Origin of the sequence: Yokenella regensburgei (assembly GCF_051486985.1) — a bacterium.
GTDB lineage: Bacteria > Pseudomonadota > Gammaproteobacteria > Enterobacterales > Enterobacteriaceae > CBFFRJ01.
This window is the reverse complement of sequence record NZ_JAHVDV010000002.1, coordinates 196,760-212,812: the sequence shown is the minus strand read 5'-3', so window position 1 is coordinate 212,812 and position 16,053 is coordinate 196,760. Positions and strand designations below refer to the sequence as shown.

15 protein-coding genes are annotated in these 16,053 nt (G+C 56.8%); 2 read left to right on the top strand and 13 right to left on the bottom strand.

Annotation, left to right across the window (positions count from 1 at the left end; genetic code table 11):
- Nucleotides 1-72 precede the first annotated feature (72 nt).
- From menE to KXR87_RS02700, 8 genes are all read right to left on the bottom strand, one after another.
- Entirely contained in the window at nucleotides 73-1,437 is a 1,365-nt protein-coding gene (gene menE / locus KXR87_RS02735; protein WP_437430734.1) for an o-succinylbenzoate--CoA ligase, read from the bottom strand.
- A complete protein-coding gene (menC, locus tag KXR87_RS02730) occupies nucleotides 1,434-2,399 on the bottom strand; it encodes an o-succinylbenzoate synthase (RefSeq protein WP_437430733.1) in 966 nt (321 codons plus the stop codon). The genes menE and menC overlap by 4 nt, the downstream gene beginning before the upstream one ends.
- Complete coding sequence (gene menB, locus KXR87_RS02725; protein ID WP_437430732.1) at nucleotides 2,399-3,256, bottom strand: 1,4-dihydroxy-2-naphthoyl-CoA synthase; 858 nt, start codon at nucleotides 3,254-3,256, stop codon at nucleotides 2,399-2,401. The genes menC and menB overlap by 1 nt, the downstream gene beginning before the upstream one ends.
- A gap of 10 nt (nucleotides 3,257-3,266) precedes the next feature.
- Complete coding sequence (gene menH, locus KXR87_RS02720; RefSeq protein ID WP_437430731.1) at nucleotides 3,267-4,028, bottom strand: 2-succinyl-6-hydroxy-2,4-cyclohexadiene-1-carboxylate synthase; 762 nt, start codon at nucleotides 4,026-4,028, stop codon at nucleotides 3,267-3,269.
- The gene (gene menD / locus KXR87_RS02715; protein ID WP_437430730.1) at nucleotides 4,025-5,695 is read right to left on the bottom strand and encodes a 2-succinyl-5-enolpyruvyl-6-hydroxy-3-cyclohexene-1-carboxylic-acid synthase; all 1,671 of its coding nucleotides are present in this window, start codon (nucleotides 5,693-5,695) and stop codon (nucleotides 4,025-4,027) included. The genes menH and menD overlap by 4 nt, the downstream gene beginning before the upstream one ends.
- A 71-nt stretch (nucleotides 5,696-5,766) precedes the next feature.
- Nucleotides 5,767-7,065 (bottom strand): isochorismate synthase MenF, encoded by a 1,299-nt coding sequence (gene menF / locus KXR87_RS02710; RefSeq protein WP_437430729.1) that lies wholly within the window; start codon nucleotides 7,063-7,065, stop codon nucleotides 5,767-5,769.
- 86 nt (nucleotides 7,066-7,151) lie between these two features.
- The gene (gene elaB / locus KXR87_RS02705; RefSeq protein WP_437430728.1) at nucleotides 7,152-7,454 is read right to left on the bottom strand and encodes a stress response protein ElaB; all 303 of its coding nucleotides are present in this window, start codon (nucleotides 7,452-7,454) and stop codon (nucleotides 7,152-7,154) included.
- A gap of 54 nt (nucleotides 7,455-7,508) precedes the next feature.
- Nucleotides 7,509-7,970, bottom strand: a complete 462-nt coding sequence (locus KXR87_RS02700) for a GNAT family N-acetyltransferase (RefSeq protein ID WP_437430727.1) — start codon at nucleotides 7,968-7,970, stop codon at nucleotides 7,509-7,511.
- A gap of 72 nt (nucleotides 7,971-8,042) precedes the next feature.
- On the opposite strand from KXR87_RS02700, the gene rnz reads away from it, so the two are divergent.
- Entirely contained in the window at nucleotides 8,043-8,960 is a 918-nt protein-coding gene (gene rnz / locus KXR87_RS02695; protein ID WP_437430726.1) for a ribonuclease Z, read from the top strand.
- Nucleotides 8,961-9,037: 77 nt separating this feature from the next.
- Complete coding sequence (locus KXR87_RS02690; protein WP_437430725.1) at nucleotides 9,038-10,063, top strand: chemotaxis protein; 1,026 nt, start codon at nucleotides 9,038-9,040, stop codon at nucleotides 10,061-10,063.
- 66 nt (nucleotides 10,064-10,129) lie between these two features.
- Here the strand turns inward: KXR87_RS02690 and nuoN are convergent, their stop codons facing one another.
- The 5 genes from nuoN to nuoJ all read right to left on the bottom strand — a co-directional run bounded on the left by nuoN (nucleotide 10,130) and on the right by nuoJ (nucleotide 16,053).
- Nucleotides 10,130-11,587 carry an NADH-quinone oxidoreductase subunit NuoN gene (gene nuoN / locus KXR87_RS02685; protein ID WP_437430724.1) on the bottom strand — a complete coding sequence of 486 codons (1,458 nt, stop codon included), beginning with the start codon at nucleotides 11,585-11,587 and terminating at the stop codon, nucleotides 10,130-10,132.
- Nucleotides 11,588-11,593: 6 nt separating this feature from the next.
- A complete protein-coding gene (nuoM, locus tag KXR87_RS02680) occupies nucleotides 11,594-13,123 on the bottom strand; it encodes an NADH-quinone oxidoreductase subunit M (protein WP_437430723.1) in 1,530 nt (509 codons plus the stop codon).
- Between the two features lie 238 nt (nucleotides 13,124-13,361).
- Nucleotides 13,362-15,203, bottom strand: a complete 1,842-nt coding sequence (nuoL, locus tag KXR87_RS02675) for an NADH-quinone oxidoreductase subunit L (RefSeq protein ID WP_437430722.1) — start codon at nucleotides 15,201-15,203, stop codon at nucleotides 13,362-13,364.
- Nucleotides 15,200-15,502 (bottom strand): NADH-quinone oxidoreductase subunit NuoK, encoded by a 303-nt coding sequence (gene nuoK / locus KXR87_RS02670; protein ID WP_002463445.1) that lies wholly within the window; start codon nucleotides 15,500-15,502, stop codon nucleotides 15,200-15,202. Before nuoK ends, nuoL begins: the two co-directional genes overlap by 4 nt.
- Nucleotides 15,499-16,053, bottom strand: coding sequence for an NADH-quinone oxidoreductase subunit J (nuoJ, locus tag KXR87_RS02665; protein WP_437430721.1), 555 nt, complete (start codon nucleotides 16,051-16,053; stop codon nucleotides 15,499-15,501). The genes nuoK and nuoJ overlap by 4 nt, the downstream gene beginning before the upstream one ends.

Sequence of the window (16,053 nt, the reverse complement as noted above, 5' to 3'; positions counted from 1 at the left end):
TTTATGCCCGCCATAGTGACCCTTTTTTCGCGGCCCACTCAGCCTCAACAATCAGGAGTGTGCCAGGCAAAATCATCCGTTGACCTGAACCGCCACCCAGTTCTGCAACGCCCGGCGGGAGATTTTTATGCCCCCCTGAAGGAGATCGTCAGGCAGGGTAAGCCACTTCACCGGTTGCTGAAAACGGGCCAGCTTGTCCCGAGACCAGCGCTCAAGGTCATGAAGCTCCAACAGCGCGTTCCCCTGCACAACGGCCACCGGGCGCTGACCAAACTCCCGGTCATCAATAGGGGCGACAAACACCTGGCGGACATGAGGATACGCGCAGAGAACCCGCTCAACCTCCTCGGGCTGCACGCTTTCACCGCCGCTGAAAAAGAGGTTATCCAGCCGTCCTGAAATCGTCAGCCGCCCCTCTGTCAGCATGCCCCGATCGCGGGTGGCAAACCAGCCGCTCTGATTGGTGATGGGCTGTAGCGCCCCGTCACGCCAATAACCTGAGGCCATACTGCTGGCACGTAGCCAGACTTCATTGTCGACAATGCGAACCTCCCGACCCGGAAGGGCGAAGCCGACGTCGGCTCCCCCGTCTGCCGCTTTCGCACAGACGGTTGAGGCAAATTCCGTTAACCCGTAGCCGCACCATGTGCTGATCCCCCGCTCCAGGGCGTGATGCGTCAGGTCGACAGGAATGGACGCGCCTCCCAGCAGGACCGCTTTGAGGCTCACGGATGCGCCGTCGTTAAGCAAGCGCCAGAGTTGTGTCGGCACCAGTGACGCATGGGTGCACCCCTGTAACGCCTCAGCCAGTGGCCTTTCCGAGACCGTCAGCCTTGCACCGGCCAGGAGCCAGCGCCAGAGTATTCCCTGCCCGGAAACATGAAACAGCGGCAGGGATAACAGCCAGTCATCCCCCTCTACAAAAGGAATTAACGAGAGCACCCCCTGCGCACTGGCAAGGTGTGCGCGGCAATGGTGCACTGCCGCTTTCGGTAATCCCGTCGAGCCTGAGGTGAGCGTCATGGATGCCAGTCGCTCTGGTTGCCAGCCCGCGTCATATCGGCCGGGTATTAAGCGCCAGTCGAGGGAGGTCAGCCCAGGCCAGCCGATCTCCCCCGTAAGATCCAGGGCAAAACGCAGCGTCAGAGAGGGCAACAGCTCCCGAAGCAATGCATCAGGAAGTTGAGGGTTAATGGGCAGCACACGCGCACCACACTGCAACAATGCCAGCCACGCCAGAAGGGTCCGCGGATGATTTTTCGCACGCAGCATCACACCGTCGCCAGGCTCAATCCCCTGCGCAGCAAAACCGCAGGCCAGGGCATCAACCTGTTCACATAACGCCACCCAGCTCATTGACTCTTCGTGCAGACGAAGTGCTGTGGCCTCCCCCCGCTGGGCTCGCCAGTGACGCCACGGCCAGTCGCTGAAGTTCATAGTAACGGCTCCAGCGCCTCACGCTGCTGACAGGGCAACGGACTGTCAGGCCAGCGACGCAGCAGTTGGGTCTGCATGATGCTCAACGTGTCGAGTCCGGGGATGCTGCCCGGCGTTAACCAGGCGGCAATACGGGCAAGCTGCGTCAGGCCCAGACTTGACTCAAGCGAGGAGCTGATGACCACCTCCAGGCCCAGTTGCGTCGCCGCCACCACCTGCGCCTGTACTTTTTCCAGGCTTCCCGTCAGGGTCGGTTTGATGACCACAGCGCGCACGCCCGCTTCCGCTACAAAACTGAAATCGTCGTCCCGCAGGCTTTCATCCCAGGCTATCGCAATGCCGGTTTCCTGCGCAAACGCACGGGAGTCCTCCCGCGTCCTGCAAGGCTCTTCCAGAAACGCGATACGATTGCGGCAGGCAGGACTGACGTATTTTGCGAACTGCCGGGCTTTAAGCGGGGTCCAGGCGCGATTGGCATCAAGTCTCAGCTGTAAGTCCGGAATGGCCTCCAGCATCAGATTCACCACCATTCCGTCGCGTACGGCTTCATAGAGTCCGACTTTCATTTTTGCCACTTTCGCGCCAGGCAATGCCGCCAGCGCAGCAAAGAGCGCATCCGGATCGCCGGTGCACAGCATCGCCGCGCGGTAATCAGCAGTCTCGGGTAGGGTATTGTGCAGTTCTGCCAGCGCACAACTGATACCAAAATCGGCAGCGGGCAGACCCGGCAGTGCCGGCTCCTCGCCGGCTTGCCAGGCTTTCACCCAGGCAAGAGTCGCGGATGTGGCCTCTTCCAGTGACTCCTGGCTGAAGCCGGGCAAAGGGGCTATCTCTCCCCAGCCTTCGCTCGCGCCATCCTGGAGTTGTACAAAGAGCCCATCACGCGTTTTCAGCCTCCGCTCACGCAGCACCACGCCCGCGTCCATCGGTATCTGCCAGCGGTATACCTGCACCTCACGCATTACGGATTCCGTTTGAATTTACTGAAGTCAGGCTGGCGTTTTTCGTTAAACGCGTTACGGCCTTCCTGCCCTTCTTCTGTCATGTAAAACAGCATGGTGGCATTGCCCGCCAGCTCCTGAAGTCCTGCCTGGCCATCACAATCTGCATTGAGGGCCGCTTTCAGACAGCGTAAGGCCATTGGGCTGTTTTGCAGCATTTCACGACACCAGCGCACGGTTTCGCGTTCCAGCTCAGCCACCGGCACCACCGTGTTAACCAGCCCCATCTCCAGCGCTTCTTTGGCATTGTACTGACGACAGAGGAACCAGATCTCTCGGGCTTTCTTCTGCCCCACGATACGGGCCATGTAAGAGGCGCCCCAGCCGCCGTCAAAGGAGCCGACTTTTGGCCCCGTCTGGCCGAAAATGGCATTCTCAGCGGCAATAGTCAGGTCACACATCATGTGCAGGACATGACCGCCACCAATGGAATAACCGGCCACCGCAGCGACAACGGGTTTAGGGCAGGTGCGGATCTGGCGCTGGAAATCGAGCACGTTCAGATGATGTACCCCGGAGTCGTCTTTGTATCCGCCGTAATCGCCGCGCACCTTCTGATCACCACCGGAACAGAAGGCCTGATCACCCTCCCCGGTCAGGATGATGACGCCGATATCATCGTCATAACGCGCATCCGAGAGCGCCTGAATCATCTCTTTGACGGTCAACGGACGAAACGCGTTACGCACCTGCGGGCGATTTATAGTGATTCTGGCGATGCCGTCAGCCGATTTATGATAACGGATATCGCTAAATTCTCCGGAACAGTCCTGCCAGTCAATGGGTGCATAAAGCATGGTTTCATCAGGATAAATCATAGGGGGCCCTTTATATCAGACGCAGAATTTGTGCCAGGCAGGCGGCAACCGCTTCGGGATTTTCCCGGTGTGCGTTGTGCCCGGCGGCGTTAATGAGATGAGAGCGTGCAGCGATCTCCGCCGACAACGCCCGAAATTTACTGTCCCGTTCACCACAAAGGTAATGAACCGGAAATGCGCATTGTCGCAGCGCAGCGCGTAAATCAGCCTGAACCGCCAGCGAGGTGGCTTCCAGCATCGCCGCCAGCGCCCTGCCGCTGTTCTGGCTGCGAAGGGCGATCAGTTGCGCCCGCTGCTGCGCCTGAAGAGAGGCAAAAACCGGCTGCTGATACCAGTCGGTAAAGACCTCGCTCAGAGGCTCATGGCGTAATCTTTCTGCCCAGCGCCGATCGCTGGCCCTGCGGGAAGACCGTTCAGCCTCATCAGTGAGCCCGGGATGCCCGCCTTCGACCACCAATCCGCAGATGCCTGCAGGTGCCTCACAGGCGAAGTCCATCGCTATGCGCCCACCGAGGGAATAGCCCACCAGCCAGTACTTTAGTATGTTGTAACTATTTAAGGTGGCGGACAGCAGATAACGCATCTCAGCAAAGGACCCGACGGTTATTCCGGCGGAGCCACCGTGCCCGGGAAGGTCTATATAGAGGCACGGACACCCGCAAATGCGGTCGCCCACCGGCTGCCACTCCAGGCTATCGCCGGAAAAACCATGCAGGAAAACCAGCCAGGGGCCGGTCGCCTGCGCGTGCGCCATCCGGGCATGCAGTATCAAAACCGACTCACCTGTGCCAGCAAACTTTGCAGGGTCTGTGCGCCTTCGGCGCCGTCCACAACCAGTTCAATTAACGTGGTGCCTGGTCGTCCCCAGGCGCTTGCGAATACCTCTTCCAGCGCCTGCCAGCTGTCAGGCCGGTGATATTTAAGCCCGAACATGGCGGCCGCATGCTCAAAATTGACATGCTGCGGCATCAGGTAAAACGCTTCACGTTCGTCAGGCGCTGTGGGTAGCAGCGAGAAAATCTGCCCGCCATTGTTATTAACCACGATGAGCACAAAGGGTGCAGAGGCCTGACGCAGCAACGCCAGCGCATTCAGATCGTAAAGCGCGGAGAGATCCCCCACCAGCGCCAGCGTGGGCCGCGCATTGCCCCGCTGTACGCCTGCCGCCGTGGAAATGAGACCGTCAATACCGCTCGCGCCACGATTGCTGTAAACCGGATAGCCCGCCGGCAGTTGTCCCAGCGCGTCAACAAGCCGCACGACCAGGCTGTTACCCAGAAAAAGCTGCCCCTGCTCAGGCAAATAGCGAGCAAGTCGGTGGGCAAGCTGTGCTTCACCAAAGGTTTCCCGTCGCATGAGGACGGCTTCCCAGGCCTGCTTTGAAAGCTCAGGAAGTTCAACACACCAGGGGGCGCGAACTTCAGCAGGATGAGCATTCAACCAGTCAGCAACCGGCGACGTCAGACGGCGACCACGATGGTGCGCCGGATCGAGCCTGCCCGGCATGGGATCAACCAGCCAGTACTCTTCCGGCTCGCAGGTCGCCTGCCACTGTAAAAGACGTTTTCCCGTCAGGCTCCCGCCGAGCTGAATAACGATCTGCGCCTGCTGCAGCTCAGTGACCGCGCGCGCATTGCCCAGCCATAAATCTGCGCACGGCAGCGGCTGCCCGGTCTGCGAGAGCACATCGCCAATTAAAGGCCAGCCGAGGGTTTTTGCCCAGGCCGCAACCTGTTTACCTTCTGCCGCGCTCATGCGCCCTGCGACCACCACACCCCGTTTTTGCCGCCAGAAAAACCAGTCACGCTGGGCATGGCTGCCGGTATGCAACGCTTCACGCAGCCAGGGTTTATCGTCCTGCCACCAGTCGCCCGGGGCCTGTTGCCAGCCAAGGCCGGTTTCATCCATCTCGCCGTACAACGGTTCGGCAAACGGGCAGTTAATGTGCACCGCGCCGGCCTGAACGGAGCCGAGCAGATTATCAATGGCTGAGATCAGCCAACGAGCCGGTATCTCCTGCGTGGGACGTGGCAAGGCCAGAGACTGGGTTGGGTGAGTTGCAAACATACCGGGCTGACGAATCGCCTGATTCGCCCCGCAGTCAATAAGTTCCGGTGGACGGTCCGCGGTAAGCAGAATCAGCCGCTCACCGGTCAGACTGGCTTCAATCAGCGCCGGATAGAGATTCGCAACCGCCGTACCGGATGTAACAATGACGGCGACAGGCGATTGATCCGATTTGGCAAGGCCCAGCGCAAGGTGCCCCAGTCCGCGTTCATCAAAGTGCGTATGGCGGATAAAGGCCCTGTTTTCAGCCGCCGCCAGCGTCAGGGGGGTGGAGCGGGAACCTGGGGCGATACAAACATGGCGCACGCCATGACGGGTTAACGCTTCGAGGATCACCGCGGCCCAGCGTCGGTTAAAGCTGCTCACTGACATAAATTTGTCCGGTATCAATAATGCGGTTAAGTATAAAGAATCGAAAACGATGGATTTTTGATATGGGTCGGTTATGCGTGCGACAACACCAATAAAGATCGCAGTCCCGCCGCCTTATTCTCGATTTCCTGCCACTCCTGTGCCGGATCGGAGCCGGCCACTATCCCCGCACCGGCATAAAGCCGCACATTGTCACCCTTAATCATTGCACAACGTAGGGCGACGCAAAATTCACTTTCGCGTAATGAGAGATACCCTGCTGAACCGGCATACCATTCGCGGTCAAAAGGTTCCGCCTGCCGGATAAACGAGTGCGCTGCCGCTCTTGGCAAGCCAGCTACCGCCGCCGTCGGCTGCAGGAGAAACAGACACTCTGCATCATCTTCGCTTGCAAACTCGGTCCAGATGCAGCGGCGTAAATGCTGCACATTGCGCAACCTTATAATCTGCGCTGGCAGGATATCCAGTGTGGATACCACGGGTTGTAAACGCTGGCAGATATCCTCCACCACCAGCATATTTTCCCGCTGATTTTTATCGTCCGTCATCAACCAGTTGCCCAGCGCTTGCGCCTGAACATCGTCCGGATGACTGGCCACGGTCCCGGCCAGGGCTTCGGTGCGCAGAGCACTCCCCCGCCGACGCCATAAACGCTCTGGTGAGGAGCCCAGAAAGGCCTCCTGGGCCGTAAACGCCATATAGAAGTGGAAGCAGTGATGGTTTAACCGCCGACTGGCGGCCATCAATGCAGCGGCATTAACGGGTCGGCAAAAACGGTGGTCCGTCGTGCGGGCAAGCACCACTTTTTCCATGACGCCGTCGCGAATAGCGCAGGTGGCCTGTGCCACCAGATGCTCCCAGTGAGATTGGTCAGGCGTATGGTTCTGTTCCAGCAAAGGTTGTCGGACGTCAGGAAGGGGGACGGCGCTCACGAGAGCGGCGAGAAAAGCTCTGGCGCTCTGCACATCCGTGGCCTGCTGAGCATCATTGTTGACAATGAGCCGGAGTGAGGCGTGCCCGCCTGACCTGCGCCATTCGAGGCGAGGAAGGAATAAGTCTCCCTGCGAAGGGGTAAAGGCATTCAGTCCCCAGATGCGTAGATCGTGTTCAGGATGATCGCGAAGAAAGTGTTGTGCAAGGGGAAGTGATGGAAAGCGTAACACTGCACCGAGGGCGGCGGCTTCATCCTCACCACTGCGTTGTTGCCAGTAAAATTGCGGCCAGGTTCGCTGCCCTGCCAGCCAGGAGAGTGGGTCAAACGCGTCATTCAGCGCGAAGGGAACATCAAACACCTGCAGGCCAGGCGAATGCGCAAGGTCGCCTGATAATTTTTCCAGCAAAAGTTCAAGCGCAGCAGAAACAGACAGCACGCAACCCCCTCCCTTCTAAAACCGCACATTATACGGGGTGTACGCCATAAAGAGGAGTACCCCCGTAGAGGGAGGGGACTTTTTGGTTAGCGACGCAACAACAGGCCTAACACCAGACCGACCGAGGCACCAACACCGATACCGTGCCACGGATTTTCGTGCACGTAATCATCCGCACGATAAACCGCTTTTTTAGCCCGATAGTAATAGGTGTCCGACGCGTTACTGACGCGATTTTTAACGTCACTCAGCGCCTGCTCAGCACGAGCTTTAAGCTCAATGTACTTCTGGTCAGCGGGGTCGCCCGATGAGCGCAGGACTTCTTCCAGCGTTTCGCTCAGCAGGGCCAGGTCGTCATCGATACGTGAATCATAAAATTGATTAGACATCAGTTATCTCCATGTTGTGAACCTGTCCGCTAAACTATAGACAATCCCTTTGGGTTACGCCTGGCCTCCTTCTCGCGCCATTCCGACGTGAGGGATACCATCTTCCTCGTAAACCTCGGTTACGGCTACAAAGCCAAATCGACCATAAAAGTGTTGCAAATGTGCCTGCGCACCCAGATATAGCGCGTGTTGCGGCCAGTGTTGCTGGCAGACCGCCAGGGCGCGTTCCATCAGTTGACTACCGGTTTTTTCACCGCGAGTTGTATGGCTGACAATCACCCGACCAATCACAACTGGCGCCGTATCGTCGTCATTTTTCAGAATCCTCGCATACGCCACCAGCGCATTATCCTGCCAGCCGAGCAGATGACGGTTATCTCCCACAAGATCTTCACCGTCTACGTCGGCATAGGCGCAGGCTTGTTCCACAACAAATACCTCGCAGCGCAGTTTGAGCAGGGCATAGAGTTCGGCCACGGTTAATTCAGAATGGTGCAGGTCCTGCCAGCGAATCATGTTGTGCTCCTTATTAGCGTTGACCCCGTTATACTAAAACTCTCGCTTTAAACGCAAAGGACGTCATCTCCTGTGGAACTGATTTTTTTAGGCACCTCCGCTGGCGTGCCCACCCGAAGCCGTAATGTCTCGGCTATTCTCCTCAACCTTCAGCACCCTACCCGAGCCGGGCTGTGGTTATTTGACTGCGGTGAGGGCACCCAACATCAACTGCTCAATACGGCGTTTAATCCAGGCAAGCTGGACAACATCTTCATCACTCATCTGCACGGCGATCATCTGTTTGGTCTGCCGGGGCTGCTGTGCAGTCGGTCGATGGCGGGTAACGTTCAGCCCCTGACCATCTATGGCCCCAAAGGCATCAAGGCGTTTGTCGATACGACGCTTCGTCTGAGCGGCTCCTGGACCGATTATCCGCTGACCATAGTTGAAATCAGCGAAGGTCTGGTGCTGGATGATGGTTTACGCCGCGTCAGCGCACGAGCGCTGAATCATCCGGTTGAATGCTATGGCTATCGTATTGAAGAATATGACAAACCGGGCGCGCTCGATGCGCAGGCATTGATTGAATGGGGCGTCCCGCCTGGCCCGCTATTCCAGAAACTTAAAAAAGGGGAAACCGTCACCCTCGACGACGGCCGAACCATCAGAGGTGAAGATTTCCTTGCCCCGCCAGTGGCGGGAAAGACAGTGACAATTTTCGGGGACACTGCCCCCTGCCCGGCAGCTCTTGAGCTTGCACGCGAGGTCGATCTTATGGTGCACGAGGCCACCCTTGAACAGGCGATGGAAGAGAAAGCAAACAGTCGCGGTCATAGTTCGTCCCGCCAGGCGGCACAGCTGGCAGCGGATGCCGGAGCCAGAGAGCTTGTGATTACCCATCTCAGCTCCCGTTACGATGAAGAAGGGGCGCAGCGTTTGCTCCAGGAGTGTCAGGCGATATTCCGCGATACCCGGCTTGCAAAAGATTTTCAGATTGTTCCTCTGTGATGTGATATTGCGCACTCTACTTTTTGCACATTGTGCCGATAACAGTATTAACGCAGGCATTTCACACTGAGGGCACGATGGATAATTTCCAGAAAGATATCGATGACAGGGCGAATCTCACCCTGTCGAACCGTTTTGAGCTGTTGCTGTTTCGTCTTGGTGCCTCACTGAATGATGAAAAGTCGGAGCTTTTCGGCATAAACGTTTTCAAATTGCGCGAAATTGTTCCTATGCCAACCTTTACCCGTCCGGCCGGAATGAAACCGCCTTTGATGGGGATGGTCAATATTCGCGATCAGGTCATCCCGGTCATCGACCTTGCGGCAGTCGCGGGCTGTAAGCCAGCCACCGGTCTCAATATTTTGTTGATCACCGAATATGCGCGCAGCGTGCAGGCGTTTGCCGTTGAGTCGGTCGAGAACATCATCCGTCTGGACTGGAAGCAGGTACACACCGCCGAGAAGGCCATCAACGGCCATTACATCACCAGTATTGCCTGCCTTGATGAAGATAAAGACAGCAACAACCTGGCGATGGTGCTGGATGTGGAACAGATCCTGTATGACATTTCACCGGCCGATCATGATCTGCACGGCAACCATATCCCGGACAAGAAATTCAACATCAAGCCTGGTGCCGTCGCTATCGTGGCGGAAGACTCAAAGGTAGCGCGCGCGATGCTGGATAAAGGTCTGCAGGCCATGCAGATCCCCAACACCATGCATATTACCGGGAAAGATGCGTGGGAACGTATTCAGGTTCTGAGCCAGCAGGCCGACGCCGAAGGGGTACCAATCAGCGATAAGATCTCTATGGTACTGACTGACCTTGAGATGCCGGAGATGGATGGGTTTACCCTGACTCGTTTGATCAAAAGCGATCCACGCCTTAAGCAAATTCCGGTGGTTATCCACTCATCGCTCTCCGGCAGCGCGAACGAGGATCACGTGCGTAAAGTCCAGGCTGATGGCTACGTGGCCAAATTTGAAATTAACGAACTCTCTTCCGTTATTCAGGAAGTGCTTGAGCGTTCCGCGAGCCGCATCAGCGGGCCGCTGGTCAGTGGACAGAAAATCATGGCGAAACCGCTGTTGGCTAAATAAATTCGCAGCGTCTTCAGAGCATAAAAAAACCGCCGGAACCGGCGGTTTTTTATTTACTGAGCTGGGTTACATCAGCGGTGTCGCCAGCGCGACCAGCGAGATGAGCGGCTGCGGGTAAATACCGAGCAGCAGCACCAGCAGCGCAGAGATCAGCACCACGATACCACCTGCACTGTACTGCCAGTCAGAAGGCGCATCACGGTTGAGCTGTTGCGGCGCATTCAGATAGAGACTCACGGCCACGCGCAGGTAGTAGTAAAGACCAATGGCGGAGCCGAGAACCACGCCCCCTGTCAGCCACCACAGGTGCGCCTGTACACCCACTGCCAGAATGTAGAACTTGCCGATAAAGCCCAGCGTCATCGGAATACCGGCCAGTGACAGCATCATCACGGTCATTACAGCCGCCAGAATCGGACGGTGCCAGAACAGACCACGGTAGGAGTAAAGCGACTCTGCATCCGGACCGCGATACGGGCTGGACATCAGGCTCACCACACCAAAGGCGCCGAGGCTGCTGAAGAGGTAACCCGCCAGATAAACACCCACTGCTTCCATCGACATCTCACCGCTTTGCAGGGCAATCAGCGCCACCAGCAGATAACCTAAGTGAGAAATGGACGAGTAACCGAGCAGACGCTTGATATTGGTCTGACTCAGCGCCATCAGGTTCCCGAAGATAATGGAAACGAAGGCGATGATACCCAGCACCAGGCGGACGGCTTCGCTGTCGCCTACCGGCGCATACAGGAAAAGACGCATCACCACACCGAAGATAGCGATTTTACTCGCTGTCGCCAGGAAGGTGGAAACCGGGGCAGGAGCACCCTGGTATACGTCTGGCGTCCACAGATGGAAGGGGACCAGCGAAAGTTTAAAGCCGAGTCCCACAATCATCAGACCCAGACCAATGAGCAACAGCGGTTCATGCAGCGCAGTGCCACTGAGGCTTTTGCCCAGCGCGACAAACGACAGACTTCCGGACTGTGCGTAGACCAGCGCCATACCAAACAGCAGGAATGACGAGGCAGCCGCTGACAGGATGGTGTATTTAATACTCGCTTCAAGCGAACGCTTCTGACGGAAGGCATAGCCAATCAGGCCAAACAACGGCAGAGAGATAAGTTCAATACCGAGGAACAGCGAGGCCATATGGTTTGCATTGGCGAGCAGTATCCCACCCAGTGCCGCAATCAGCACCAGCAGATAGAACTCTTCTTTATTGTCGTTATAGCCTTCCAGCCACGGATAAGCAAAGGTACAGGTGGCGAGGCTCGCCAACAGTACCAGCCCGGTGTAGAGCATGGCGTAGCCATCGACGCGCATCAGCGGCGTGACGTCCATCGCCCCCGCCTGGCCAACAAACCAGAGGGAGACTAACGCAACGTTCAGGCCCACCACTGACAGCGTGGCATTGAGGAAATGGTTGCGTCGCCACGCTATGGAGAGCATCACAACCACCACCGTCAATCCGACGATCAGCAGCGGCAGCAGCGCAATCAGGTGTTGTGTGGTTAAAGTCATAGCGCTTTACGGCCTTGTAGTAGAAACAGAATTAACAAACCACTGCTGGATATTACTCATCGCAGAATGCGAGGTATCCAGAATCGGCTGCGGATAGAAGCCAAGCAGTACCAGAAGTACAACCAGCGACAGAATCATCAACAGCTCTCGCAGTGACATCCCTGGCAACGCTTTACTGGCAATCTCGCTTTTTGCTTTACCGAAGTAAGCGCGATGCAGCATCGCCAGTGAGTAAACAGACGCAAACACCAGGCCAAAGGTGGAGATGACGGTGATCACCGGAACCACCTGGTAGCTACCGAACAGGATCATGAACTCGCCAACGAAGTTACCCGTCCCCGGCATCCCGAGCGTGGCAACGGCAAAGAACATGGAGAGTGCAGGCAACCACTTAATCTTGCTCCAGAGTCCACCCATCATGCGCATATCACGAGTATGCAGGCGCTCGTACAACTGGCCGCACAGGATGAAGAGACCCGCTGCGGACAGACCATGCGCAATCATCTGAATCACCGCACCCTGGTAAGCCAACTGGCTACCGGTGTAGATAGCAATCAGTACGAAGCCCATGTGGGAAACGGAGGTGTAGGCAATCAGACGTTTGATGTCGTACTGGGTGAACGCCATCCATGCGCCGTAGAAGATACCAATCACACCCAGCCACATGGCGACAGGCGCAAACTCTGCCGAAGCGTTCGGGAACAGCGGCAGCGCGAAGCGCAGCAGACCGTAGGCCGCGGTTTTCAGCAAGATACCGGCGAGGTCAACGGAACCTGCGGTGGGTGCCTGCGAGTGCGCGTCAGGCAGCCAGCCGTGCAATGGTACCACCGGCATTTTCACCGCGAAGGCGATAAAGAAGCCGAGCATCAGTAGATATTCCACGCCAGAAGACATAGGCGTTTTCAGCAGATCTTCATAATCGAAGGTCCAGGCGCCCGTCGCGTTGTGATGCACCAGTACCAGCGCCAGAATCGCAATCAGCATCACCAGACCACTCGCCTGGGTATAGATGAAGAACTTAGTGGCTGCGGTAATACGTGTCTTCCCGTCAGAGGCTTTGTGGCCCCAGAGTGCGATCAGGAAGTACATCGGCACCAGCATCATCTCCCAGAAGAAGAAGAACAGGAACAGATCGATGGCAAGGAACACGCCAATGACGCCGCCAAGGATCCACATCAGGTTCAGGTGGAAGAAGCCCTGGTATTTTTCGATCTCACGCCAGGAACACAGTACCGCCAGAACGCCGAGGAAGCCGGTCAGCACCACCATCAGCAGGGACAAACCGTCCAGCGCTAAATGGATATTGATGCCAAAGCGCGGGATCCAGGGGAGTAAAAACTCCGACTGCCACTGTGGGATACCCGCAGATTGCGTCAGTGAATAGCCGCCCTGCAACCACAGTTGCAGACCAAGCGCCAGCGTCAGTCCCATGGTAATCAGCGCTATCCAGCGCGGCAGCTTCACGCCGAAGCGTTCGGTCTGCCAGCACAGGAAGCCGCCGATAAAGGGAATTAATATCAACCAGGGTAATAACATAGCTAAGTATGTCCCTTATATTTACTCCTGCTCAGGCTGTCTCGCTTGCCAGCCCGAATCCCGGCAGTGCTCGCACTCCTCACGTACTCAAGTACGCTCCGGTTGCTCTGCGCTGGCGGTCTCCGGTCTGACTTCGCCGATGACGCCTGTACTTCAGGAACAGATTTTCAACGAATTCTAAAATAGTTATGGGTTTGTAGGCCGGATAAGCGCAGCGCCATCCGGCAAGCCAACAAACTCAACGCAATACCAGCAACAGCGCCAGAATCACGACGGCCCCGATGCTCATGGATGCCACATACCAGCGCAAATACCCACTCTCACTAAGCAGCAGACCTTTGCCTGCAAAGCGAGAAAGGATGGCCGGGATGTTCATCAAGGCATTCAGCGGGTCACGCTTCAGCAGCCACGCAATGCCGAGGAACGGCTTCACGAAGATGAGATCGTAGAGCCAGTCGAAGCCCCAGGCGTTGTACCACCAGGTACCCAGCAGGCGGCCCGGTGCGCTGTTGGCAACAGATGTCACCAGCGTACGTTTGCCTAGCCACAGCCACGCAGCAATCAGGATGCCAGCAATCGCCACCACACCCGAGGTGATTTCAAGCATCATCACATGGCCATGCTCAAGCTCAGTCGTTTCAGGCAAAACACCGTGCAACGGCGGTACAATCATTGCGCCCACGAAGGTAGAGAGAATCAGCAGCACAATCAGTGGCAGATGGTGGGTTATCCCCTTCCCTGCATGCGCATGAATTTGTTCTTTCCCGTGGAAGACGATGAAAATCATACGGAACGTATAGAGCGAGGTCATGAACGCACCGACCAGCCCTGCAACCATCAGGTTGATGTGTCCGTTTGCCATAGCCCCGGCAAGGATTTCATCCTTACTGAAGAAGCCTGCGGTAATCAACGGCAGGGCCGCCAGCGCCGCGCCACCCACCAGGAAGCAGGCGTAAACCAGCGGAATGGATTTACGCAGACCCCCCATCTTAAAGATGTTCTGCTCGTGGTGGCAGGCCAGAATCACCGAACCAGACGAGAGGAACAGCAGCGCTTTAAAGAACGCATGCGTCATCAGATGGAAAATCGCCGCATCCCATGCCTGCACGCCCAGCGCCAGGAACATGTAGCCAATCTGGCTCATGGTGGAGTAAGCGAGAACGCGTTTGATGTCGGTTTGAACCAGCGCAGCAAAACCTGCCAGCACCAGGGTCACTGCCCCGACGATACCTACCAGATGCAGAATCTCCGGGGTCATCAGGAACAGGCCGTGAGTACGGGCAATCAGGTAGACCCCGGCGGTGACCATGGTAGCCGCGTGGATAAGCGCTGAAACAGGTGTCGGACCCGCCATCGCATCGGCAAGCCAGGTCTGCAACGGCAGCTGCGCGGATTTACCAACCGCCCCGCCCAGCAGCATCAGCGTCGCCCACCACAGCATCGTGTTGCCGTTTGCGAAGTGCGCCGGTGCCAGTTCAACCATCTCCCGGAAGTTCAGGGTGCCCAGTTCGTTATAAAGAATGAACAGTGCGAAGGCGAGGAAGACGTCACCCACGCGGGTCACGACAAACGCTTTCATGGCTGCGGCACCATTCTTCGGATCGGTGTAGTAGAACCCGATCAGCAGATAGGAACACAGACCCACCCCTTCCCAGCCGAGGTACATCAGCAGCAGGTTATCCGCCAGTACCAGAATCACCATGCTGGCGATAAACAGGTTGGTGTAGGCGAAGAAGCGGGAATACCCCTCTTCACCGCGCATATACCAGGAGGCGAACATATGGATAAGGAAGCCGACGCCAGTGACCACGGAAAGCATGGTCAGCGACAGGCCATCCAGCACCAGGCTAAAGCTGATGTTGAAATCGCCAACGGACATCCAGGTCCACAACGGCAGCGTAAAGACCTGACGACCGTTGTTAAAGAAATCCACGCCTGCAATGGCGGTGACCAGAGCCGCCAGGCCAATAGAACCCATTCCCACCGTGGCAGAGAGGTTTTCAGACCAGCGTCCACGAGAGAAGGCGAGCAGCAAAAAGCCAATTAAAGGAAAAATAATGGTTAAGGCGAGCATGTTCATCCACGCATCTCACTTACTGAATCGATATTCAGATTCTGGCGGCGACGATGGAGTTGCAGCAGCAACGCCAGGCCAATGCTTGCTTCCGCAGCGGCGAGGCTAATGGCGAGGATGTACATCACCTGACCGTCGGTCTGGCCCCAATAGCTGCCCGCCACGACAAATGCCAGGGCGGCCGCATTGATCATAATTTCAAGACCAATCAGCATAAACAGCAGGTTGCGTCGAATGACAAGACCCGTCAGCCCGAGAACAAACAGGATCGCGGCAAGGATCAGTCCATGTTGTAAGGGGATCATGCATGCTCCTCCGTTTTTCTTTTCGGGCGATCGTCCGTACGGTTGCTCAGCACCTCACCCTGTCGGTCTTCACGACCAACATGGAAGGCCACAACCAGACCCGCCAACAGCAGCATTGACGCCAGCTCTACTGCGAGGACATAAGGTCCAAACAGCGTGATACCGACGGCTTTCGCGCCAATTGGCGTACCGTCAATACCCTGGTCATTAATGCCGGTAATGGCGTAAATGATTACGCCCAGCAGAACAGCCGACAAGATGGCCGGGCCAATCCACACCTGCGGTTTCAGCCACTGGCGTTCTTGTTCGATTTCAGAACCGCCCAGGTTGAGCATCATCACCACGAACACAAACAGCACCATAATGGCCCCTGCGTAAACGATGATTTCCAGCGCACCCGCAAAGTAGGCACCTAATGAGAAGAAGACCCCTGCAATAGCCAGCAACGACACAATCAGGTACAGCAAAGCGTGCACCGGATTGGTGTGGGTTATCACCCGCAGTGTCGTCAGGATGGCAACCAGGCCACAGATATAAAAAGCGAACTCCAT